Origin of the sequence: Modestobacter excelsi (assembly GCF_005930495.1) — a bacterium.
GTDB lineage: Bacteria > Actinomycetota > Actinomycetes > Mycobacteriales > Geodermatophilaceae > Modestobacter > Modestobacter excelsi.
In genome coordinates, this window is record NZ_SJEX01000008.1 from 83042 (window position 1) to 105124 (window position 22083).

Consider the following 22083-nt stretch of genomic DNA (forward strand, 5'->3'; position numbering starts at 1 on the left):
GGCACGCGCGCGTCCACGTGCGACTTCCTCGCGCCTTTCGGCGGTGGACGCAAGGAAATACGATCGACCGGTGGACGACATCGACCGGCAGCTGGTGTCCCGGCTGGTGCGCGACGGGCGGGAGGCCTACGCCGACCTGGCGCGCGCGGTCGGGCTCTCGCTGTCGGCCACGAAGCGCCGGGTCGACCGCCTGGTCGGCGACGGGGCGATCCGCGGGTTCACCGCAGTGGTCGACCCGGTGGTCATGGGCTGGGCGCTGTCGGCGTCCGTCGAGCTGTTCACCACCGGCACGGTGCCGTTCGAGCGGATGCGCCGGGACCTGGACGCCATGCCCGAGGTGGTCTCGGCCTCGACGGTCTCCGGCGGTGCCGACGCGATGCTGCGGGTGGTCGCCTCCGACGCCGGGCACCTGGAACGGGTGATCAGCCGACTGCGCGACCTGCCCTACGTGCAGCAGACCAACACGGTGCTGCTGCTGAGCAGCCTGCTGTCCCGGCCGACCCCGCTGACGACCGACGGCCCGCACTGAGCAGGCCGGTCAGCCCCAGTAGGGCGGGGCGGACGGCGGCGGGACCGGTGGCCCGGAGGGCGGAGCCGCCGGTGGCGGGTACAGCGGCTGCTGGGCGACCGGGCCGTAGGCGGCACCGTGCGCGGGGCCGTAGCGGTTCGCGCCGGCGTCCCCGCGCAGGAACCCGTTGAGCACCAGCAGGGCGAGGCCGCCGACGTAGGGCACCAGCCCGAGCAGCAGCCACCAGGCCGGCATGCCGCGGTCGTGCAGCCGGGCAGCGCTGGACGAGATCGACGCCGGCAGGGTGAGCAGCCCGACGGCGAGCACGATCGGCCCGTACGGCGACCCGCCGGCCGCGATCGCGTCGAGGTCGCTGTCGCCCATGGCGAGGTCGGCGAACAAGCCCAGCACGGCCAGGCCGGCCAGCGGCGCCGTGTACTGCAGCCACCAGGTGCGCCGGTCGATGCGCCCACGGCGCACGTACCACTGCCAGAAGCTCACGACGTCAGTCTCCCCTGTTCGTGCCAGGCGCGCGGGAGGACGTCCCGCGCCAGTGGGCGATGGACGTCAGCCGCCGACGGCCTCCCGGCAGCCGGTGTCCAGGGCACGCTGCGCGGCCTCCAGCACAGCGACGACGTCCCGGCCGAAGTGCACGTCGCACGGGTGGGCGCCCCCGGTGAGCGCGGCGGCCTGCAGTTCGGTGACCGCGACCTGGTGCGCCTCCACCGCGACCCGCCCCTCGGGCAGCAGGACCAGCCGGCCGGCATCGCCGTGCACCCAGGTCTCGATGCCCGACGCCAGCGGGGCGGCGGTCGAGGACACCGTCACCGTGCTCGCCCGGCCGTCGGGGTGGCTGAGCACCAGGTGCACGGTGTCACCCTGCCCGCGACCGGCCTGCACCGCGCCGACCGGCCCGAGCGCAGGCACCAGCAACGACAGCGCGTGCGGGCCGACGTCCCAGAGGGCTCCGTGCTCCCGCCGCCACGGGGTGTCGAACGGTGAGCCGGCCAGCGAGCCCAGCCAGGTGACCGAGCCGCCGCCGAGGGTGGTCCGGGCGGCCTGCTCCAGCCAGGTGGAGGTCGCCGTCCGGAACCGGTTGGTGAAGAAGACCACCGAGGCGACGCCCGCGGCGTCGACCGCGGCGACCACCCGGTCCGCGGCGTCGACCGACAGGGCGACCGGCTTCTCCAGCAGCAGGTGCTTCCCGGCGGACGCCGCGCGCTCGGCGAGCGGGGCCTGCACGTCCGGCGGCAGCGCGAAGCTGACCGCGTCGACGTCGGCGAGCAGGGCGTCGACGTCGTCGGTGCCCGGGACGTCGAACTGCGCGCCGGCCGCCTTGGCCTTCGCCAGGTCACGACCCCAGATGCCGACCAGCTCGGCGTCGGGGTGCCCGGCCAGTGACGTGGCGTGCACATCGCTGGCCCAGAACCCGGTACCGAGCACACCGAACCGCATGTCAGGCCACTTCCCTACGTCTGCCCACGGCCACTCCGCTCCGCTCCTCGCTCGTCCCTCGCTGCGATGCTCACTCCGTTGCGGTCAGACGGCGCCGAACTGGCGGTCTCCGGCGTCGCCCAACCCGGGGACGATGTAGGCGTGCTCGTTGAGCCGCTCGTCGACGCTCGCGGTGAAGACCCGGAGCGGCAGTCCGCTGTGCTCCAGCCGCTCGAGGCCCTCCGGCGCGGCCAGCGCGCAGAGCACGGTGATGTCGGTCGCGCCGCGGTCGGTGAGCAGGGTGCAGCACTTCACCAGTGAGCCGCCGGTCGCCAGCATCGGGTCCAGGACGAACACCGCGCGGCCGACGAGCGACTCCGGCAGCGAGGCCATGTAGGGCTCCGGCTCGAAGGTGACCTCGTTGCGGGCGAGCCCGACGAACCCCATCTGGGACTCCGGCAGCATCCCGTGGGCGGTGTCGGCCATGCCCAGCCCCGCGCGCAGCACGGGCACGATCAGCGGCGGAGCGGCCAGCCGGAAGCCGATGGTGTCGGTGACCGGCGTGGTGATCGGCTCCTCGGCGACCTCGAGGTCGCGGGTGGCCTCGTAGACCAGCATCTGGGTGAGCTCGCGCAGCGCGGCGCGGAACGTCGCGTTGTCCGTGCGCTCGTCACGCATCCGGGAGAGGCGGGCGCGGGCGATCGGGTGGTCCACGACGGTCAGCTGCACGCCGCACACCGTATCCGCCCTGGTGATCACCGCCCCTGCCGCGCCGGGCCTGGCCCGACCGTGCCACCTGACGGGGAGCCGTGCCACGGCGCGGCTCCCCGTCAGGTCGACCGGCTCACGTCGGCGTTCGTCAGGGGTTGACGGCGAGGAAGACGAAGCTGGCCAGCAGCGCCAGGTGCACCGCGCCCTGGAGCCGGGTCGCCCGCCCGGGCACGACGGTGAGGACGCCGGTCACCACGGTCACCGCCAGCAGCACCATCTGCGTCGGCTCGAGCCCCAGGACCAACGGTCCGTCGAGCCAGATCATGGCCAGCGCTATCGCCGGGATGGTCAGGCCGATGCTCGCCATCGCCGAGCCGAATGCCAGGTTGAGGCTGTTCTGCAGCCGGTTGCGCCGGGCGGCCTTGGCGGCGGCGAGCGTCTCCGGCAGCAGGACCAGCAACGCGATGACCACGCCGACGAACGACTGCGGCGCACCGGCGGCGGCCACGGCGTCCTCGATCGCCGGTGACTCGACCTTGGCCAGGCCGACCACTGCCACCAGGGCGACCAGCAACAGCCCCAGCGAGGTCAGCGCGGCCCGGGAGCTCGGCGGATCAGCGTGGCTGTCCTCCTCCAGCGCCACACCGTCCTCGGCGACAGGCAGGAAGAAGTCCCGGTGCCGGACGGTCTGGGTGAGCACGAACGCGCCGTAGAGCACCAGCGACGCGACGGCGGCGAAGGCCAGCTGCGACGGGGAGAACTGCGGGCCCGACTCGGCCTCGGTGAAGGTCGGCAGCACGAGGCTGAGCACGGCCAGGGTGGTCACGGTGGCCAACGCAGCACCGGTGCCCTCGGCGTTGAAGGAGACGATGCCGTGCCGCAGCGCCCCCAGCAGCAGGGAGAGCCCGACGATGCCGTTGGCGGTGATCATGACGGCGGCGAAGACGGTGTCCCGGGCCAGCGCGGCGGTGTCGTCACCACCGGACACCATCAGCGTCACGATGAGCGCCACCTCGATGATCGTCACCGCGACAGCGAGCACGAGGGACCCGTAGGGCTCGCCCACCCGGTGCGCCACCACCTCGGCGTGGTGCACGGCGGCCAGCACCGCCCCGATCAGCACCACCGCGACGAGCACCACCACGGCGGTGGGGAGGTCGCGACCCCAGGAGGCGGCGAGCACCACCAGGGCGAGCACGGGTACGGCGGTGGTCCAGGTCAGAGCAGCGGGCAGCGGACGACGTCGGGTCCCAGGCGTCATGCGGCCCACGGTTCCACAGTGGCCGTGGCCACCCCGGCAAGCAGGACGCAGTCGGGCACCGGACGCAGTGGAGAATGCGCGGCATGACCCACGTGCTGGACCCGAGCGCGCTCACCGGTGCGGGGAGCCTGACCGGCCCCCTCCCGGACCCGTTCGCCGACGTGACCCGTTCGGGCGACGCCTTCCGGGCCTTCCTGCACGGCCTGCCCGGCGTCGACCAGGTCGGCGCCGAGAACAGGGTGAAGGTGCTGGGCACCCGCTCGATCAAGACCACCGCCAAGGCGTGGGCGATCGACACCGCCATCTCGATGGTCGACCTCACCACGCTGGAGGGCTCCGACACCCCGGGCAAGGTCCGCTCGCTGGCCGCCAAGGCCCGCCGCCCCGACCCCGAGGACCCCGACTGCCCGCCGGTCGCGGCGGTCTGCGTCTACGGTGACCTGGCCGGCGTGGCCAAGCAGGCCCTGGTCGGCACGGACGTCAAGGTGGCCGCCGTCGCCACCGCGTTCCCCAGCGGCCGGGCCAGCCGGGCGGTGAAGCTCGCCGACGTGCAGGACGCCGTGGCGAACGGCGCCGACGAGATCGACATGGTCATCGACCGCGGTGCCTTCCTGGCCGGCCGCTACCTCGACGTGTTCGAGGAGATCGTCGCGGTCAAGGAGGCCTGCGGGTCCGCGCACCTCAAGGTCATCCTGGAGACCGGCGAGCTGGTCACCCTGGACGCCGTCCGCCGCGCCTCCTGGCTGGCGATGCTCGCCGGCGGTGACTTCATCAAGACCTCCACCGGCAAGATCTCCCCCGCCGCCACGCTGCCGGTCTGCCTGGTGATGCTGGAGGCGGTCCGCGACTTCCGTGCCGCCACCGGCCGCCAGGTGGGCGTCAAGCCGGCCGGTGGCATCCGGACGACGAAGGACGCCGTCAAGCACCTCGTGCTGGTCAACGAGACCGCCGGGGCCGACTGGCTCTCCCCCGACTGGTTCCGCTTCGGCGCCTCCAGCCTGCTCAACGACCTGCTCCTGCAGCGCCAGAAGCTCCGCACCGGGCACTACAGCGGCCCCGACCACGTATCGGTGGACTGATCCATGACACAGCTGTTCGAGTACGCCCCCGCGCCGGAGTCCCGCTCGATCGTGGACATCCGGCCCAGCTACGGCCTGTTCGTCGACGGCGAGTTCACCGACGGCACCGGCGCGCCGCTGAAGACCGTCAACCCGGCCACCGAGGAGGTGCTCAGCGAGGTCGCCACCGGCAGCGACGAGGACGTCGACCGCGCCGTCCGGGCCGCCCGCCGCGCCTACGCCCGGGTCTGGGGGCCGATGCGCCCGGCCGACCGCGGGAAGTACCTGTTCCGCATCGCCCGGCTGCTGCAGGAGCGCGCCCGGGAGTTCGCCGTCCTGGAGACGCTGGACAACGGCAAGCCGATCCGGGAGAGCCGCGACGTCGACGTCCCGCTGGCCGCGGCGCACTTCTTCTACCACGCAGGCTGGGCGGACAAGCTCGAGCACGCAGGCCTCGGCCCGGCCCCCCGCCCCCTCGGTGTCGCCGGGCAGGTCATCCCGTGGAACTTCCCGCTGCTGATGCTGGCCTGGAAGGTCGCCCCGGCGCTCGCGGCCGGCAACACCGTCGTCCTCAAGCCGGCCGAGACGACGCCGCTGACCGCGCTGCTGTTCGCCGAGGTCTGCCGGCAGGCCGACCTGCCGCCGGGTGTGGTCAACATCGTCCCCGGCGCCGGTGCGACCGGCCGCGCCGTGATCAGCCACCCGGACGTGGACAAGGTGGCGTTCACCGGTTCCACCGAGGTGGGGCGGTCCATCGCCCGCGCGGTGGCCGGCACGTCCAAGCGGCTCACCCTGGAACTGGGCGGCAAGGCGGCCAACATCGTCTTCGACGACGCCCCGGTCGACCAGGCCGTCGAGGGCATCGTCCGCGGCATCTTCTTCAACCAGGGCCACGTCTGCTGCGCCGGCTCCCGGCTGCTGGTGCAGGAGTCGGTGCACGACGACGTGGTCGCGGCGCTGCAGCGGCGGATCGGCACCCTGCGGGTCGGTGACCCGATGGACAAGAACACCGACCTGGGCGCGATCAACAGCGCCGAGCAGCTGTCCCGGATCCGGGAGCTGACCGCCTTCGGGGAGACCGAGGGCGCCACCTGCTGGCAGCCCGAGGGCGAGCTGCCCGGGCGCGGGTGGTGGTTCAAGCCGACCGTCTTCACCGACGTGTCGCCCGCGCACCGGATCGCCCGCGACGAGGTCTTCGGCCCGGTGCTGTCGGTGATGACCTTCCGCACCCCCGACGAGGCCGTCGCCAAGGCCAACAACACCACCTACGGGCTCTCGGCCGGCATCTGGAGCGAGAAGGGCTCGCGGATCCTGTCGGTCACCAGCAAGCTGCGGGCCGGCGTGGTGTGGGCCAACACGTTCAACGAGTTCGACCCGACCTCGCCGTTCGGCGGCTACAAGCAGTCCGGGTACGGCCGCGAGGGTGGCCGGCAGGGCCTGGCCGCGTACCTGGAGGCTTCCCACTGATGTCCGACCGGCTGACCGTCCGCAAGACCTACAAGCTGTACCTGGGTGGGGCGTTCCCCCGCTCGGAGTCCGGTCGCACCTACGAGGTCCGCGACGCCAAGGGCCACTTCCTGGCCAACGCCGCCTGGGCCTCGCGCAAGGACGCCCGGGACGCCGTCGTCGCCGCCCGCGGCGCGTTCGCGACGTGGTCCGCGGCCACCGCCTACAACCGCGGCCAGGTGCTCTACCGGGTCGCCGAGGTGATGGAGGGCCGCGCCGCCCAGTTCGTCGAGGAGGTCGCCGCCGGCGAGGGCATCTCGTCGTCCAAGGCGCGGGCCGAGGTGGACGCCGCCATCGACCGGTGGGTCTGGTACGCGGGCTGGACGGACAAGCTGGCCGCGGTGCTGGGCAGCACCAACCCGGTCGCCGGGCCGTACTTCGGCTTCTCGCTGCCCGAGCCGACCGGGGTGGTGGCCGTCCTGGCGCCGCAACGCAGCTCGTTGCTGGGCCTGGTCAGCGTGCTCGCCCCGGTCCTGGCCGGCGGCAACACCGCCGTCGTCGTCAGCTCCCGGGACCGCCCGCTGCCGGCCATCACCCTCGGCGAGGTGCTGGCCACCTCAGATCTCCCTGCGGGTGTGGTCGCCCTGCTGACCGGGGACGCCGCCGAGATCGGCCCGTGGCTGGCCGAGCACGCCGACGTCGACGCCATCGACCTGGCGGGCGCCCCGGCGCCGCTGGCGATGGAGCTCGAGCGCTCCGCGGCCGGCACGGTCAAGCGGGTGCTGCGGGCCCCCGCCGAGGAGCCGGACTGGACCGCCGACCCCGGCCTCTCCCGGCTCCGCCCGTTCCTGGAGACGAAGTCCGTCTGGCATCCGATGGGCGTGTGAGGCCCCGTCCCGGGTCCCGCCCTGAGCTCGCGAAGGGTGGGGGGACGGGGTCCTTCTACTGGCATCCGATCGGCGTGTAGGACCACGTCGACACCGCCATGCGGGCGCACAGCTCCACCGGGCAGGATGGGCCGGTGGCCAGGCCCAGCATCGTCCCCATCGCCCTGACTCTCGACGACCGCACGGGCTACACGCTCTGGGCGCCGCCCTGGGAGGAGGACGGCGAGGAGTGGCAGGCGTTCCTCGGCAGCACCGTCGACCTCCCGGCCGACATCAATGACGACGACCCGGAGGCCCCCGGCCCCACCGCCGTCGTGCACCTGTTCCCCTCCCCCGCCGCGCTGGCCGCGTTCTGCCGGGTGAACACCGACCACGACCTGGCCGACCACCCCGTCTGGCCGGTCGTGGCGGCGCTCGGGCCCGAGGACCTGACCCCCGACGAGGACCACCGCTTCGACCTCGACGGGGTCTACGACGTGGTCGCGGAGAACCCCGACCGGTGGGCCGTCGACGAGCTGGCCGCGACCCTCGACATCGTCGGCCGGCTGGCCGAGTGCTGCGACACCCCGGCAGAGGACGACGACGAGGACGACGACGAGACGGCGTTCGAGTCCGTCGCCGAGCTGGTCTCCCGCCCGGAGGCGGCCGCGCTGGGCCTGGGCATCGACGCGTTCCTCGGCCGCGACGGCGAAGAGGCCTGGGCACGTCTGGGCACCGCGATCGACGAGCTGTGGGAGGACGTCCTCGAGGAGCTGGACGACCACCTGGACTGGACCGGCGCCGGCGCCGTCTCCACCGAGGCCTACCCGTCCGCCGCCGAGGAGGCCGAGTCCCGGGCCGCCGAGCCGGCGGACGACGAGGACGACGAGGACGACGACGCCACCCCGGCCCGTCCCGCCACCGGCTCCACCGCCGTCGCCCCGGCCGAGGCGGCGTCCGCCGGCATCCGGACCATCCGGAGCGGCAGCGAGCTCACCGCCACCCCGGCCGCCGTCGCCGCGGCGCAGGAGTTCTGGGAGGCGGTCGGCATCCTCCCGGTCGAGGTCGTCGTGCCCGAGGGCGCCGGGCTGACGCTGCGCTGCTACGTCGAGGACCGGGCGCGCTTCCTCGGCCGCGAGGGGCAGGTCTTCGTGTTCCCGACCCCGGTCGACCTGGCCCGGTTCTGCGCCGGCGACGAGGCCCACGACCTCACCGAGATCGCGTCGTGGGCCGAGGTGGCCGACACCGACACCCTGCCGCTGCCGGCCGACCAGGACCGCTACGACCTGGTGGAGATCTCCGAGGTCCTCGCCGAGGTGGCCCAGGGGGCCGGCGGCCTGGTCGAGCTCCGGGCGCTGCTGCAGCCGGTCGAGGGCGCGCTCGACCTCGCCGAGTACGCCGAGCTGCCGCGGGTGCAGCAGCAGCTGGCCGCCGACGCGCCGTTGGGCCGAGCCGTGGCCCGCGCCGACAGCGACCCGCGCGCACCGCTGGCCGCCGAGGAGGCACCGGCACTGGTGACCGCGTGGCAGCAGATCGTGGAGGACATCGGCACCGCGCTCGTCTTCCGGAGCGACGTCGTCCGCTGAACGACGGACCCCGGGTACGGCAACGGCCGGCCCCTGCAGTGCGGGGACCGGCCGTTGCCGTCAGTGCTGCTTGCTCAGAAGGAGCGAGCCGGGCGCGCGGGGCGTCCGCCGGGGCGGTGCCCCTCACCCGAGCTGCGGTACCCACCGGGACGATGGTCCCGGTCGCCGCCACCCGCAGAGCGATCCCGATCGCCGTAGGAGCGCTCGCCCGAGGGGCGGCCTCCGTACGAGCGGTCGCGGTCGCCACCGGCGGGCCGGTCAGCGGCGGTGCGATCCCGATCGCCGTAGGAGCGCTCGCCCGAGGGGCGGTCTCCGTACGTGCGCTCGCGGTCGCCGGCAGGCCGACGCGGGCCACCCCGGAAGCCGGGACGGTCCCCGGTGGGACGACGCCCGTCGCGGCCACCGGCCGGACGGCGCGACTCGCGCACCGGGCGGACGATCGGCTCCACGAACGTGCCACCGGCGACGAGGTCGGTGATCGGCGCGTCGCCGGGACGGATCCGGCTCACCTGCGGGTCCAGCTTGGCCTGGCGGAACCGGCGCTTGGCCTGCCCCACCTGGTCGGGCAGCAGCAGGGAGACCACGACACCCGCGGCACCGGCGCGCGCGGTGCGGCCGGAGCGGTGCAGGTAGGTCTTGTGGTCTGCCGGCGGGTCGTAGTGCAGCACCAGCGAGACGTCGTCCACGTGGATGCCACGCGCGGCGACGTCGGTGGCCACCAGCACCGGGCTACGGGCGTCGGTGAACGCCTCCAGCGCCCGGCGACGGGCCGCCTGCGGCAGGCCGCCGTGGATGGGCTCGGCCTGGATGCCGACGCGCTGCAGGTTCTCGGCCAGCCGGTCGGCACCGTGCTGGGTGCGCACGAAGATGATGATCCGGCCCGGACGGGCGGCCATCGCCTCCGCGATCTTCAGCTTGTCCGGGAAGGACACGCTGTAGGCGAGGTGCTCGGCCTGCGGGCCGGTGTCGGCGGCCTTGGCGACCTCGTGCCGCGCCGGGTCCTTGAGGTAGCGACGCACCAGGGTGTCGACCTCGCCGTCCAGCGTGGCGGAGAACAGCAGCCGCTGGCCGTCGGAGCGGGTCTGGTCGAGCAGCTCCTTGACCACCGGCAGGAAGCCGAGGTCGGACATGAAGTCGGCCTCGTCGATGACCGAGACGACGACCTCGGAGAGGGTCGCCTCGCCCTGGTTGATCAGGTCCTGCAGCCGACCGGGGGTGGCGATGAGCACGTCGACGCCGCGACGCAGCTGCTGGATCTGGCGGTACATCGAGGCGCCGCCGTAGACGGCCGCCAGCTGCACGCCGTTGCTCTGGCCGAGGGGGGCCAGGTTGTCGTGCACCTGCTGGGCCAGCTCGCGGGTCGGCACCAGGATCAGGCCGCGGGGTGCGCGGCGACCCTGCTGCACGTCCGCGCCGAGGCGGGCCAGCAGCGGCAGGCCGAAGGCCAGCGTCTTGCCCGAGCCGGTGGCGGCCTTGCCGAGCACGTCGCGCCCGGCGAGGGCGTCCGGCAGGGCGCTGGTCTGGATGGCGAACGGGTGGCGGATGCCCTTGCGCTCGAGCGCGGTGACCAGCGGCTGGGGCAGGCCCAGCTGGGCGAAGGTCGGGCCGGTGGGCTCGGCGGGGATCTCGGGGGTCTCCTCGGTCACGGCTGCCGTGATCTCGGGGAGGTCGTTCTCAGGTGCGATGTGCTGGGTGTCGACAGAGTCGAACGAGGACAAGCGGGAACTCCGATACAGATCGGTGCGCGTCCCGTGGTGATGCTTTCCGCCGGAAGCCCGACGTCCACACTGGTGATCGCCGCCGTCTGCGATGACGCGTGATCTGCACGGATGCGCTGCCCGGACAGGACCGCCCGGGAGGATGACCGGCACTCACCGGCACATTGAGGTTAGCAGCGTCCGGACCTGCATGATTCCTGCAACCCCCCGAGGGCGATGCAGGTCACTCCGACGGGCGCAGTGCGGCGTAGCCCGGGCGGATGACGTCGCGCTGCAGCCGGGAGCGCTCGGCGTCGTCCAGGAACGTCCCGGCCAGCGCGCGCTCGGTCACCTCCTGCACGTCGTCCCAGCTCCACCCGTGGGCGGCCGCGACGTCGGTGAGCTCGCTGGTCAACGACACCCCGCTCATCAGCCTGTTGTCGGTGTTGAGGGTCACCGTGAAGCCGCCGCGGTGCAGCCGGCCGACCGGGTGCTCGGCGAGCGAGGGGTACGCGCCGGTCTGCACGTTGGACGAGGGGGCGACCTCCAGCGGCACCCGCTCCTCCAGCACCCGCCGGGCGACCGGGCCCAGCGGACCGTCCAGCGGCACCTCGTCGGCGATCCGCACGCCGTGCCCGAGCCGCTCGGCGCCGGCCCCGTCCAGGGCGGCCCGGATGGACTCGATCCCGGCCGCCTCCCCGGCGTGGACGGTGCGGTGCGCGCCGGCCCGGTCCAGCAGCGCGATGGCTTCGGGGATCCGGTCCGGCGGGAACCCGTCCTCGGGCCCGGCGAGGTCGAAGCCGACGACGCCGGAGCCCTGGTACCGGACGACCAGCTCGGCGACCTCGACCCAGCGGTCGGCCTGGCGCATCGCGCACAGCAGGGCCCCGACGCCGATGGGCCGGCCGGCCGCGGCGGCCTCCCGGCTGCCCTGGGCGTACCCGTCGAGCATCGCCTCCACGGCGGTCTCCAGCGGCATGCCGGTCAGCAGCTCGGGGGCCATCCGCACCTCAGCGTGGACCACCCCGTCGGCCGCCAGGTCCAGCGCGCACTCCCGCGCCACCCGCTGCACCGCCTCCGGCCGCTGCATCACCGCGACGGTGTGCGCGAAGGTCAGCAGGTACCGCTCCAGCGAGCCGGAGTCCGCGGACTCACGGAACCAGCGGCCCAGCGCCTCCGACTCGTCGGCCGGCAGCTCGCGGTACCCGATCTCGTCGGCGAGCTCGAGGACGGTCTGCGGCCGCAGCCCGCCGTCGAGGTGATCGTGCAGCAGCACCTTCGGAGCGCGGGCGAGGGACTCGGCGTTCAGCGGTGCGACCACACACGAACGCTACCCAGCGCACACCTCCGCCCACCCTCCGGGTTCGTTCCGGGGAGGATGCCGGCTAGCTAGCGGTCGATCCGGTCCTGCCACCGGAAGGTGCGGACGCAGAGCACCAGCCCGACGACGCACCAGCTGCCCAGCACCAGCGCGACCCGGCCCAGCTCCCAGCTGCCGGCCGGCTCCTGCGCGGCGAGGGCGTCGGGGAGGAACACCGAGCGCAGGCCCTGGGCCATCCACTTCAACGGGAACAGCGCGGCGACCGTCTGCAGCCAGGTCGGCACCTGGCTGAACTGGAAGAAGACACCGGAGATGAACTGCAGCACCAGGGCGATCGGGGTGACCGTCGCCGAGGCCGACCGGCCGTTGCGCGCCAGGCTGGAGACGGCGATGCCCAGCAGGGTGCAGGCCGCGGAGCCCAGCCCGGCGACCCAGGCGAAGGTGATCCAGTCCGACCCGGAGGGCAGGTCGACGCCGTAGAAGAGCGCGCCGATGGCCAGCAGCACCACGATGATCGCCACCGTGACGGCGAAGACCTGCACGACCTTGCCGACGAAGTAGGCCGCCTTCGGCATCGGGGTGCCGGCCAGGCCCTTCAGCGTGCCGTCGCTGCGCTCGGTGGCGATGTTGATCGCCATGTTCTGCAGGCTGGCGCCGAGGATGCCGGCGGCGATCACCCCGGCCATGAAGTACTGGGTGAAGGAGACGCCGCTGCCCAGGTCGTAGTCCAGGACCGCGCCGAAGACGAGCAGCAGGATCACCGGGAACATCAGCGTGAAGACGACGGACTCGCGCTGTCGGAAGAACTCCTTGAGCTCCACCCCGGCGCGGGTCCGGCAGACGCTGCCGATCGACGGGAGCGCGCGCTCCGCGGTGGTCATGAGGGTTCTCCGATCATGCGCAGGTACACGTCCTCGAGGGTCGGCCGGGCGACGGCCAGGTCCGGCACCTCCCCGGGGAACCGCGCCGCCAGCTCGGCGACGAACGCGGTCGGGGTGGCGGTCTCGGCGGTGCGCCGGACGCCGTCCTCTGTCCAGTGCACCACCGCGGGCGCCTGCCCGCGGCCACCCAGCTCGCTGGGGACGGCGACCTCGACCAGCCGGCCGTGGGCGATGACCCCGACCCGGTCGGCGAGCTCCTCGGCCTCGTCCAGGTAGTGGGTGGTGAGCAGCATCGTCGTCCCCAGGTCCCGCAGGGAGCGGATGAGCGACCAGAACTGACGGCGCGCCTCGGGGTCGAACCCGGTGGTCGGCTCGTCGAGGAACAGCAGCCGCGGGCGGCCGACGATGCCCAGCGCCACGTCCAGCCGGCGCCGCTGCCCGCCGGAGAGGGTGCGCCCGCGGGATCCGGCCTTCTCGGTCAGCCCGACCAGCTCGAGCACCTCGGCGGGGTCGCGCGGCTCGGGGTAGTAGGCGGCCTGCGCCCGGAGCAGCTCCAGGCAGGTCAGCTGGCTGTCCCCGGCGCCGGACTGCAGCACGATGCCCAGCTCGGCCTTCCAGCGGCGGCCGCCGCCGGCGGGGTCGACGCCGAGCACCCGGACCTCCCCGCCGTCGCGCTCGCGGTAGCCCTCGAGCACCTCGACGGTGGTGGTCTTGCCGGCGCCGTTGGGACCGAGCAGCGCGAAGATCTCGCCGCGCCCGATGTCGAGGTCCAGGCCGTCGACGGCGTTGCGGTCGCCGTAGCGCTTCACCAGGCCGCGCACCGAGATGGCGGCATCGGGGTCCACCGGGTTCATGACCGGCGCTGACACGGTCGACGGGCGGCTCACGGGGGACCAGTCTGCCCCGCGCAGCTGAGCGCGCCCGTCAGGCCCCGTCCCGAGGTTCGCCCAGGCCCCCTCGCAGGGTCCCGCCGCGAGCCTGCGAGTGGTGGGGGGCGAGGGGGTCCTTCAGCAGAGGCGGTCGAGGACCAGCGGGAGCGGCTCGTCGGCGGTGTCGACGCCGATCGCGCCCTCCAGCGCCTCCAGCGCCCGCGGGATCCGCGCGGCGTCGTCGGTCTGCAGCTCGAGCAGCGGCTGACCGGCGGTCACCTGCTCCCCCACCCCGGTGGTCCACACGACGCCGGCCGCGGCCGAGACCGGGTCCTCCTTGCGTGCCCGTCCGGCGCCCAGCCGCCAGGCGGCGACGCCGAGGGCGTAGGCGTCCAGCCGGGTGAGCGTGCCGGTGGCCGGCGCGGTGACCACGTGCCGCTCGGCCGGCTGCGGCAGCGCGGCGTCCGGGTCACCACCCTGGGCGGTGATCATCCGCCGCCACACGTCCATCGCCCGGCCGTCGGCGAGGGCGTCGGCGGGGTCGACGTCGTCCCGGCCGACCCCGGCGAGCATCTCCCGGGCCAGCGCCAGGGTGAGCTCGACGACGTCGGCTGGGCCGCCGCCGGCGAGCACCTCGACGGACTCGGCGACCTCGACGGCGTTGCCCGCGGCCCGGCCCAGCGGCCGGTCCATGGCGGTGACCAGCGCGACGGTGCGCACCCCGGCGGCCTCGCCGAGACCGACCATCGTGCGGGCCAGCGTGCGGGCGTCGTCGGGGTCGCGCATGAACGCGCCCGACCCGGTCTTCACGTCCAGCACCAGGGCGTCGGCGCCCTCGGCGATCTTCTTGCTCATGATCGAGCTGGCGATCAGCGGGATCGACTCGACCGTGCCGGTGACGTCGCGCAGTGCGTAGAGCACCTTGTCCGCCGGGGCGAGGTCGTTGCCGGCCGCGCAGATGACCGCGCCGACGTCCCGCAGCTGCTGCACGTACTCCTCGTCGCTCAGTGCGGCCCGCCAGCCGGGGATCGCCTCGAGCTTGTCCAGCGTCCCGCCGGTGTGGCCGAGACCACGGCCGGACAGCTGCGGCACCGCCACCCCGCAGGCGGCGACCAGCGGCGCGAGCGGCAGGGTGATCTTGTCGCCGACGCCGCCGGTGGAGTGCTTGTCCGCGGTCGGCCGGCCCAGCGCGGAGAGGTCCTTGCGGACCCCGGAGTCGATCATCGCCTGCGTCCAGACGGCGAGCTCGTCCGGCGACATGCCGCGGAAGAACACCGCCATGAGCAGCGCGCTCATCTGCTCGTCGGGCACCTTCCCGCCGGTGTAGGCGCCGATCACCCAGCGGATCTGCTCCGCGGTGAGGGCCACCCCGTCGCGTTTGGCCCGGATGACGTCGATGGCGTCGAAGGGCGCCGTCACGCCGAGCGCTCCGCTGCCGCGACCAGGTCCTCGGGACCGAAGGCGTCGGGCAGCACCTCGCGCATCGGCACGATGCCCAGCGACACCGTCTCGATGAGCATGTCGGCGCCGCCGTGCTCCCACAGCAGCTGCCGGCAGCGGCCGCACGGCATCAGCGGCTGGCCGTCCCCGCCGACGCACGCCACCGCCACCAGCCGGCCGCCGCCGCTGCGGGCCAGGTCGCTGACCATGCCGCACTCGGCGCACAGGCCCAGCCCGTAGGAGGCGTTCTCGACGTTGCAGCCGGTGACGACCCGGCCGTCGTCCACCAGGCCAGCGACACCCACCGGGAAGTGCGAGTACGGCGCGTAGGCGTGTGTCATCGCCTCCCGGGCCGCTGCGCGCAGGGCGTCCCAGTCCAGGTCCGGGACCGAGCTCCGCGTCATCGGGTCGCTCCTGCGGTCTGCTCCGCTCCCATCAGTGCTCTCCTCGTCGGTAGACCAGGCCGTCGGCCTTGGGTGGGCGCAGCCGCTGGGAGGCCAGCGACAGCACCAGCAGCGTGACCAGGTGCGGGGTGAAGGAGACGATGCCGGTGGGCAGCTCGTCGATGGTCAGGTAGCCGACCAGGGCGAGGACGGCGAAGAACACGGCCAGCGAGCCCTGCACCCAGCGGCGCCGGGGGAACTGGAAGACAGCGACCACGGCGAGGATCAGCGCGACGATGAGCAGCAGCGCGACGACGGCGCTGCGGCTGCGCAGCTGCAGGCCGTCGGCGAAGCCGAACAGGAACGCGCCGCCGGTCAGGCCGCCCGGGCGCCAGTTGCCGAAGATGAGCGCGGCCAGGCCGATGTACCCGCGACCGTTGGTCTGCCCCTCGCGGTAGATGTTGGCCACGAAGACCAGCACCACACCGCCCAGCCCGGCCAGCGCGCCGGAGATGACCACCGCGATGTACTTGATCCGGTAGACCGGCACGCCCAGGGAGTCGGCGGCGGCCGGGTTCTCCCCGCAGGAGCGCAGTCGCAGCCCGAAGGCGGTGCGCCACAGCAGCAGGTAGACGGCCGGCACCAGCAGCACCGCCACCACGGTGAGCACCCCGACGTCGGAGGTGAGGCCGCGCAGGATGCCGGCGACGTCGCTGACCAGGAACCAGTGCTCAGCCTCGAGGTCGCCCAGCAGGTCCGGCCCGCTGGAGAGCACCGGCAGCGAGAACGACGGCGGCTTCGACGACAGCGACGGCGACTGGGTGATGCCGGCACCGTCGCTGCGGCCGGTGTAGAGCGACTCGGACAGGAAGCGGACGACGCCGGCCGCGAGGATGTTGATCGCGACGCCGGAGATGGTGTGGTCGACGCCGAAGGTGACCGTGGCGACCGCGTGCAGCAGCCCGCCCAGTGCACCCATCAGCAGCCCACCGGCGATCGCCGCGGCCCAGCCCCACTGGTAGCCGGCGTACCCGGCGCCCCAGGTGCCCAGGATCATCATGCCCTCGAGGCCGATGTTGACCACGCCCGCACGCTCGGAGAACAGCCCGCCGAGGGCCGCCAGCAGCAGCGGGGTGCTCAGCAGCAGCGCCGCCGTCATCACCGACGACGAGGTGAGCGCGTTCTGCCCGCTGACCACCCGCACGACGGAGAACAGCACGACCAGCCCGGCCACGCCGATCGCCAGCCGGCCGGGCGTGCCGGCGGACATCAGCCGGCGCACCGGCGAGGGGCGACCGGCGCCGGCGCCGGCGGCGTCCGTCGTCGTCACTGCGGTGCTCATGGGGTTCCCTCCGAGACGACACCGGGCACCTGGCGGGTGGTCATCGAGTCATCGGGCGGTGGGCCCGACGACTGGCGGCTGGCCCGCTCGGCGGCCCGGCGGGTGATCCGCCCGGCGATCTCGTTGGCGACCACGACGGCCAGCACGATCGTGCCCTGGATGATCGTGACCACCGAGGACGGCAGGCTCGCCGACTGCAGCGGGACCGACGCCCGGTCGAGGAAGGCGTAGAGGATCGCGGCGAGCGCGATGCCGCCGGGGTTGTTGCGGCCCAGCAGCGCGACGGCGATGCCCAGGAAGCCCAGCCCCGAGGTGAAGTCCGAGCTGTACTCGTAGGTGCGGCCCAGCAGGTCGGGCAGCCCGACCAGGCCGGCCACCGCGCCGGAGAGCAGCATCGTCTTGACGACCATCCGGCGGGCGTCGACGCCGCTGGCGCTGGCTGCCGAGGGCGACAGCCCGGTGGCGCGCAGGTCGAAGCCGAAGCGGGTGCGCTGGAGCAGCACCCAGATGACGACGCCGACCACGACGGCGATGAGGAGGAAGCCGTACAGCTGACGCGGCGGGTTGGCCAGGCCCAGCACGTCGAAGACGCCGTTGAGCCCACCCAGCCGGCCGGACTCCGGGATCTGCGCGGTGCTGACGATCGAGGCGCCCTCGGGGCTGCCCCGAAACGGGCCGGTGAGCAGGTAGGACGCCAGGCCCAGCGCGATGAAGTTCAGCATGATCGAGCTGATCACCTCGCTGACCCCTCGGGTGACCTTGAGGACGGCGACGATCCCGGCCCAGATCGCACCGACGGCCATGGCGACCACGATGATCAGCGCGATGTGCAGCGGCGCGGGGAGCGCCACCGCGGCACCGATGGTGGCGGCCATGATCGTGGCCATCCGGTACTGGCCCTCGACGCCGATGTTGAACAGGCTCATCCGGAAGCCGATGGCCACCGCGAGCCCGGCCAGGAACAGCGGCAGCGCGCGGTTGAGGATCGCGACGACCGCGGTGATCTGCTGGCTGGGGGTGTCGCCCAGGTCGACCATGACCTTGAGCACCTGCACCGGGCTGACGCCCAGCAGGCCCATCACCACCGCGGAGATGACGACGGCGATGGCCACCGCCAGTGCGGGGGCCAGCAGCAGCGTGCCGACCCGGCGGACCAGGGTCACGCGGCACCCGCCGGGGTCGCCTCGTGCCCACCGGTCATGTAGCCGCCGAGCTCCTCGGGGGTCACCTGCCGCGGGTCGACGGTGGCCACCAGCTGCCCGCGGAGCATCACGTGCAGGGTGTCGGACAGACCGATCAGCTCCTCGAGGTCGGCGGAGACCAGCACGATGCCCAGGCCCTCGGCCCGGGCGTCCTTCAGCAGTTCCCAGATGACCGACTGCGCGCCGACGTCGACGCCGCGGGTGGGGTGGGCGGCCAGCAGCACGCGGGGGTGCGCGCTCATCTCGCGGCCGACGATCAGCTTCTGCTGGTTGCCGCCGGACAGCGCCACCGCCGGGGTGTTCGGCCCGGGCGCGCGCACGTCGTACTCGCTCATGATCCGCGCGGTGTCCTCGCGGGCGGCCTTGCGGTCGATGAAAGCCCCCTTGACCGCGGGCGGGCGGGTCTGGTGCCCGAGGATCCGGTTCTCCCACAGCGGCGCCTCCAGCAGCATCCCCTGCCGGTGCCGGTCCTCGGGGATGAAGCCGACGCCTCCCTCGCGGCGCTGCCGGGTGGACCAGTCGGTGATGTCCTCGTCGCCGAGCACCACCGTCCCGGCCGAGGGCACCCGCAGCCCGAGGACCGCGTCGATCAGCTCGGACTGGCCGTTGCCCTCCACCCCGGCGATGCCGACGACCTCGCCCTCGCGGACGGTCATCGACACGTCGTCGACCACGGCGCGGCTGCCGGGGGCGCCCGGGACGGTGAGGTGGTCGATCCGCAGCACCGGGGTCTCCCGGACGGTGGAGTCCCGGGTCGCCGGGGTGGGCAGCTCGGCGCCGACCATCATCTCGGCGAGCTGCCGGGCGGTCGTCGTCCTCGGGTCGGCGGTGCCGACGGTGGTGCCGCGGCGGATCACGGTGATCGAGTCGGCCACCTTGCGGACCTCGTCGAGCTTGTGCGAGATGAAGATGACCGTGAGGCCCTCGCGCTTGAGCTCGGCCAGGTTGCCGAACAGCTCGTCGACCTCCTGCGGCACGAGGACGGCGGTCGGCTCGTCGAGGATGAGGATCGTGGCGCCGCGGTAGAGGACCTTGGCGATCTCCACCCGCTGCCGGTCGCCGACGCCGAGTTCCTCGACGAGCGCGTCGGGCTCGAGCCCGAGGGAGTAGCTGTCGGAGATCTCGGTGATCCGGCGGCGGGCGGTCGCCCGGTCCAGCCGGCCGCCCTTGGTGGGCTCGCTGCCCAGGACGATGTTCTCCAGGACGGTGAAGTTGTCGGCCAGCATGAAGTGCTGGTGGACCATGCCGATGCCGGCGGCGATCGCGTCGTTGGGGCTGCGCAGGTGCACCTCGCGGCCGTCGACGAGGATCTGGCCCTCGTCCGGGCGGTGCATGCCGTACAGCGTCTTCATCAGCGTCGACTTGCCCGCGCCGTTCTCCCCGACGATCGCGTGCACCTCACCGCGGGCGACCCGCAGTTCGATGTCGGAGTTGGCGACCACGCCGGGAAAGCGCTTGGTGATCCCGCGCAGCTCCACCGCCAGCGGTGTCGACTCGGTCAACGGAGCTCCTCGGGGCCGGGTGTGGCGCGGGACGGGGCGTGGACCGGAGGTCTTCCGGCTGCGCGGGCGCCGGGCGGTGTCCCCGTCCGACGCGGAGACGGTACACACGGAAAACGGCGGGTCCGGGGGCGTGTACCGCCCCCGGACCCGCCGCTGTCGGTGTGTCGTCACGACGACCGCATCACGGGGTCGTGGGGACCTCGATGTCGCCGGAGATGATCTTCTGGGTGTAGTCGTCGATCTGGGTCTTGATGTCGTCGATCTGACCACCGGAGGTGGACAGGCCCACACCACCGCTCGCCAGGTCGTTGACCTCGTCCGTGCCACCCGAGATGGAGCCCTCGGAGTAGTCGGTGAGGTAGGCCTGGATGGCGTTGTCGACCCGCTTGAGCACCGACGTCATGATCACGGCCTGCAGGGCCGGGTCACCGACGGTCTCGTACTGGTCGGAGTCGACGCCGATCGCCCGGCCACCGGCCTCGCTGGCCGCCTCGAAGACGCCCTGACCCGAGCCGCCCGCGGCGTGGTAGACGATGTCCGCCCCGCCCTGGAACATGCCCTGCGCCAGGATCTTGCCCTTGGCCGGGTCGGAGAAGCCGGAGAAGTCACCGTTCGGCGAGATGTACTGGCGGTCGATGACGATGCCGGGCTTGGCGGCCTGGGCGCCGGCGACGTAGCCGGCCTCGAACTCCTGGATCAGCGGGGACTCGACGCCGCCGACGAAACCGATGTGGCCCGACTCGGACTTCAGCGCCGCCGCGACACCGCCGAGGAACGAGCCCTCGTTGGCCGCGAAGAGCAGGCCGGTCACGTTGTCCAGGCCGGTGCCCTCGACCGAGGAGTCGACGACGGCGAACTGGGTGTCGGGGTACTGCGGGGCGACCTCGGCCAGCGCGTCGGCGAAGGCGAAGCCCACGGCGAGGACCGGGTTCTTGCCGTCGTCGGCGAGCTGGGTGAGCAGGTCGACCCGGTTGGAGGCGTCGGCGTTGGGGGTGAGCTCGGTGACCTCCCCGCCCAGGTCCTTGATCGCCGCCTCGACGCCGGCGTAGGCCGAGTCGTTGAACGACTTGTCGCCGCGGCCGCCGGTGTCGTAGGCCAGGCCGATCTGCAGGTCGCCGCCGGCGGCGCTGCTCTCGCCGCTGCCCCCGCTGCCGCTTCCGGTGTCCTCGTCGCTGGCGCAGGCCGCCAGGGCCATGCTCCCGGCCAGCAGCAGCGCTGCGGCCTTCATCCCACGCACTCGGCGCAAGACGGTCTCCTCTCTCGGAGGGCGCGGACGGCCGTCGGCAGGCCGCGCCCCGGTGCTGTGTCGTCCAGGCTCCCCCGCCGTCCGGCTCCCGCGGTGAGGCGGCTCGGCCAGCGACGGCGACCCCGGCACGCTAACCGCGGGGCTCTCGCTGGTGAGCGCCCGGGAACGGATAGAGATGCGATCGTTGCCAACGGGCAACACCCGGCACACACCGCGGGTGAGCGCGGCCACACCGCCGTCGCGGCCGTGCCCCGCGACGCCCCGGCGCCGGGTTAGCGTCCGGGGGTGCATCGAATCCCCCCGTTGCGCCGGCTGACCGCCGCGGCCCTGGTGACCGCGACGCTGGTGCTGGGCGTCACCGGCCCGGCGCTGGCCGAGGGGAGCCGGCCGACGGTGGACCCGTCGGCGCCGACCCCCACCGCGCCCTTTCCCGGGCTGCCGCCGCAGGGCAGCGCGCCGGACGGGAGCACGGTCGGCGGCCCGGGGCTGGGCACCCGCGGGATCGCCACGGTGCCCGGCGCGCCGGTGCTGCCGGCCGGGACCGACGCGCACGGATGGCTGGTCGCCGACGCCGGCACCGGGGAGGTGCTGGCCGCGCAGGACCCGCACGGCCGCTACTACCCGGCGAGCACGCTCAAGACGCTCACCCTGCTGACCCTGGCACCGGTCCTGGACCACGGCCTGGTCGTCGAGGGGACCACCGAGGACGAGGCGGTCGAGGGCAGCCGGGTCGGGCTCGTCCACGGCGGGCAGTACCCGGTCGACCTGCTGTTCCGGGGGCTGGTCATGCAGTCGGGCAACGACGCGGCCAACGCGCTGGCCCGGGCGGCGGGCGGGGTGCAGGCCACGCTGGCGGCGATGAACACCACCGCGGAGCGGATCGGCGCGTTCGACACGGTCGCCGGCACCCCGTCGGGACTGGACGTCGCCGGCCAGTCCTCCTCGCCCTACGACCTCGCGCTCATCATGCGGCAGCTGGTCGCCGACCCGTACACGCTCGACGTGCTGCAGACCCGCACCGCGCAGATGCCCGCCGTCGCGGACCTCACCGCCGGCTACCAGATCCAGAGCCAGGACACCCTGCTCGACAGCTACCCCGGCACGCTCGGCGGCAAGACCGGGTTCACCGACGCCGCCCGGCACACCTTCGTCGCCGCGGCCGAGCGCAACGGCCGGCGGCTCGTGGTCAGCCTCATGCAGGCCGAGCGCCGGCCGGTGCCCGAGCTGCAGCAGGCCGTGAACCTGCTGGACTGGGGGTTCAGCACCGCTCCCGACGCCTCCGGGCTGGGCCGGCTCGTGAACCCCGGCGAGGTGTCGACGGTGCCCACCC

Annotated in this window: 20 protein-coding genes; 6 read left to right on the forward strand and 14 right to left on the reverse strand. The window is 73.6% G+C overall.

All coding sequences use genetic code 11. From position 1 onward, the window contains the following. Positions 1 to 70: 70 nt before the first annotated feature. On the forward strand, positions 71 to 529 hold the full coding sequence (locus FHL80_RS05000; protein ID WP_138732356.1) for an Lrp/AsnC family transcriptional regulator: 459 nt from the start codon (positions 71 to 73) through the stop codon (positions 527 to 529). 9 nt (positions 530 to 538) lie between these two features. Here FHL80_RS05000 and FHL80_RS05005 read toward each other — a convergent pair whose 3' ends face one another. From FHL80_RS05005 to FHL80_RS05020, 4 genes are all read right to left on the reverse strand, one after another. Next, positions 539 to 1009, reverse strand: a complete 471-nt coding sequence (locus FHL80_RS05005; RefSeq protein WP_216870429.1) for a DUF805 domain-containing protein — start codon at positions 1007 to 1009, stop codon at positions 539 to 541. A gap of 66 nt (positions 1010 to 1075) precedes the next feature. Then, a complete protein-coding gene (locus FHL80_RS05010; RefSeq protein ID WP_138732358.1) occupies positions 1076 to 1963 on the reverse strand; it encodes a Gfo/Idh/MocA family protein in 888 nt (295 codons plus the stop codon). Positions 1964 to 2047: 84 nt separating this feature from the next. Then, positions 2048 to 2671 carry a uracil phosphoribosyltransferase gene (gene upp / locus FHL80_RS05015; RefSeq protein ID WP_138732359.1) on the reverse strand — a complete coding sequence of 208 codons (624 nt, stop codon included), beginning with the start codon at positions 2669 to 2671 and terminating at the stop codon, positions 2048 to 2050. 130 nt (positions 2672 to 2801) lie between these two features. Continuing rightward, a complete protein-coding gene (locus FHL80_RS05020; RefSeq protein ID WP_138732360.1) occupies positions 2802 to 3914 on the reverse strand; it encodes a calcium:cation antiporter in 1113 nt (370 codons plus the stop codon). An 83-nt stretch (positions 3915 to 3997) separates the two neighbouring features. Here FHL80_RS05020 and deoC point away from each other — a divergent pair, with 83 nt between their 5' ends. The 4 genes from deoC to FHL80_RS05040 all read left to right on the forward strand — a co-directional run bounded on the left by deoC (position 3998) and on the right by FHL80_RS05040 (position 8870). Beyond that, entirely contained in the window at positions 3998 to 4993 is a 996-nt protein-coding gene (gene deoC, locus FHL80_RS05025) for a deoxyribose-phosphate aldolase (RefSeq protein WP_246078465.1), read from the forward strand. A 3-nt stretch (positions 4994 to 4996) separates the two neighbouring features. Further along, positions 4997 to 6439, forward strand: coding sequence for an aldehyde dehydrogenase family protein (locus FHL80_RS05030; RefSeq protein WP_138732361.1), 1443 nt, complete (start codon positions 4997 to 4999; stop codon positions 6437 to 6439). After that, the gene (locus FHL80_RS05035) at positions 6439 to 7305 is read left to right on the forward strand and encodes an aldehyde dehydrogenase family protein (protein WP_138732362.1); all 867 of its coding nucleotides are present in this window, start codon (positions 6439 to 6441) and stop codon (positions 7303 to 7305) included. The genes FHL80_RS05030 and FHL80_RS05035 overlap by 1 nt, the downstream gene beginning before the upstream one ends. Positions 7306 to 7439: 134 nt before the next feature. After that, positions 7440 to 8870 (forward strand): SatS C-terminal domain-containing protein, encoded by a 1431-nt coding sequence (locus FHL80_RS05040; protein WP_138732363.1) that lies wholly within the window; start codon positions 7440 to 7442, stop codon positions 8868 to 8870. A gap of 74 nt (positions 8871 to 8944) precedes the next feature. On the opposite strand, the gene FHL80_RS05045 is transcribed toward FHL80_RS05040, so the two are convergent. The 10 genes from FHL80_RS05045 to FHL80_RS05090 form a co-directional block, all read right to left on the reverse strand. Then, complete coding sequence (locus tag FHL80_RS05045) at positions 8945 to 10516, reverse strand: DEAD/DEAH box helicase (RefSeq protein ID WP_246078466.1); 1572 nt, start codon at positions 10514 to 10516, stop codon at positions 8945 to 8947. 295 nt (positions 10517 to 10811) lie between these two features. After that, a complete protein-coding gene (locus tag FHL80_RS05050) occupies positions 10812 to 11888 on the reverse strand; it encodes an adenosine deaminase (RefSeq protein WP_138732365.1) in 1077 nt (358 codons plus the stop codon). Between the two features lie 68 nt (positions 11889 to 11956). Next, a complete protein-coding gene (locus tag FHL80_RS05055) occupies positions 11957 to 12769 on the reverse strand; it encodes an ABC transporter permease (RefSeq protein WP_138732366.1) in 813 nt (270 codons plus the stop codon). After that, complete coding sequence (locus tag FHL80_RS05060) at positions 12766 to 13623, reverse strand: ABC transporter ATP-binding protein (protein WP_216870431.1); 858 nt, start codon at positions 13621 to 13623, stop codon at positions 12766 to 12768. Before FHL80_RS05060 ends, FHL80_RS05055 begins: the two co-directional genes overlap by 4 nt. Before the next feature lie 153 nt (positions 13624 to 13776). Then, positions 13777 to 15057, reverse strand: a complete 1281-nt coding sequence (locus FHL80_RS05065) for a thymidine phosphorylase (RefSeq protein ID WP_138732367.1) — start codon at positions 15055 to 15057, stop codon at positions 13777 to 13779. Next, complete coding sequence (locus FHL80_RS05070; protein WP_138732368.1) at positions 15054 to 15482, reverse strand: cytidine deaminase; 429 nt, start codon at positions 15480 to 15482, stop codon at positions 15054 to 15056. The genes FHL80_RS05065 and FHL80_RS05070 overlap by 4 nt, the downstream gene beginning before the upstream one ends. A 31-nt stretch (positions 15483 to 15513) precedes the next feature. Then, the gene (locus FHL80_RS05075) at positions 15514 to 16803 is read right to left on the reverse strand and encodes an ABC transporter permease (protein ID WP_138732369.1); all 1290 of its coding nucleotides are present in this window, start codon (positions 16801 to 16803) and stop codon (positions 15514 to 15516) included. Continuing rightward, positions 16800 to 17966, reverse strand: coding sequence for an ABC transporter permease (locus tag FHL80_RS05080; RefSeq protein ID WP_138732370.1), 1167 nt, complete (start codon positions 17964 to 17966; stop codon positions 16800 to 16802). Before FHL80_RS05080 ends, FHL80_RS05075 begins: the two co-directional genes overlap by 4 nt. Next, the gene (locus FHL80_RS05085) at positions 17963 to 19507 is read right to left on the reverse strand and encodes an ABC transporter ATP-binding protein (RefSeq protein WP_138732371.1); all 1545 of its coding nucleotides are present in this window, start codon (positions 19505 to 19507) and stop codon (positions 17963 to 17965) included. The genes FHL80_RS05080 and FHL80_RS05085 overlap by 4 nt, the downstream gene beginning before the upstream one ends. A gap of 181 nt (positions 19508 to 19688) precedes the next feature. After that, on the reverse strand, positions 19689 to 20744 hold the full coding sequence (locus FHL80_RS05090) for a BMP family lipoprotein (protein WP_246078467.1): 1056 nt from the start codon (positions 20742 to 20744) through the stop codon (positions 19689 to 19691). 294 nt (positions 20745 to 21038) lie between these two features. Here FHL80_RS05090 and FHL80_RS05095 point away from each other — a divergent pair. Then, the coding region (locus FHL80_RS05095) for a D-alanyl-D-alanine carboxypeptidase family protein (RefSeq protein WP_138732372.1) at positions 21039 to 22083 on the forward strand (1045 nt) is incomplete at its 3' end.

Coding starts and splice junctions, on each gene's coding strand:
- FHL80_RS05010 (WP_138732358.1), bottom strand. CDS start 1,963: ATGCGGTTCGGTGTGCTCGGTACCGGGTTCTGGGCCAGCGATGTGCAC.
- FHL80_RS05020 (WP_138732360.1), bottom strand. CDS start 3,914: ATGACGCCTGGGACCCGACGTCGTCCGCTGCCCGCTGCTCTGACCTGG.
- deoC (WP_246078465.1), top strand. CDS start 3,998: ATGACCCACGTGCTGGACCCGAGCGCGCTCACCGGTGCGGGGAGCCTG.
- FHL80_RS05030 (WP_138732361.1), top strand. CDS start 4,997: ATGACACAGCTGTTCGAGTACGCCCCCGCGCCGGAGTCCCGCTCGATC.
- FHL80_RS05035 (WP_138732362.1), top strand. CDS start 6,439: ATGTCCGACCGGCTGACCGTCCGCAAGACCTACAAGCTGTACCTGGGT.
- FHL80_RS05055 (WP_138732366.1), bottom strand. CDS start 12,769: ATGACCACCGCGGAGCGCGCGCTCCCGTCGATCGGCAGCGTCTGCCGG.
- FHL80_RS05060 (WP_216870431.1), bottom strand. CDS start 13,623: ATGAACCCGGTGGACCCCGATGCCGCCATCTCGGTGCGCGGCCTGGTG.
- FHL80_RS05070 (WP_138732368.1), bottom strand. CDS start 15,482: ATGACGCGGAGCTCGGTCCCGGACCTGGACTGGGACGCCCTGCGCGCA.
- FHL80_RS05075 (WP_138732369.1), bottom strand. CDS start 16,803: ATGAGCACCGCAGTGACGACGACGGACGCCGCCGGCGCCGGCGCCGGT.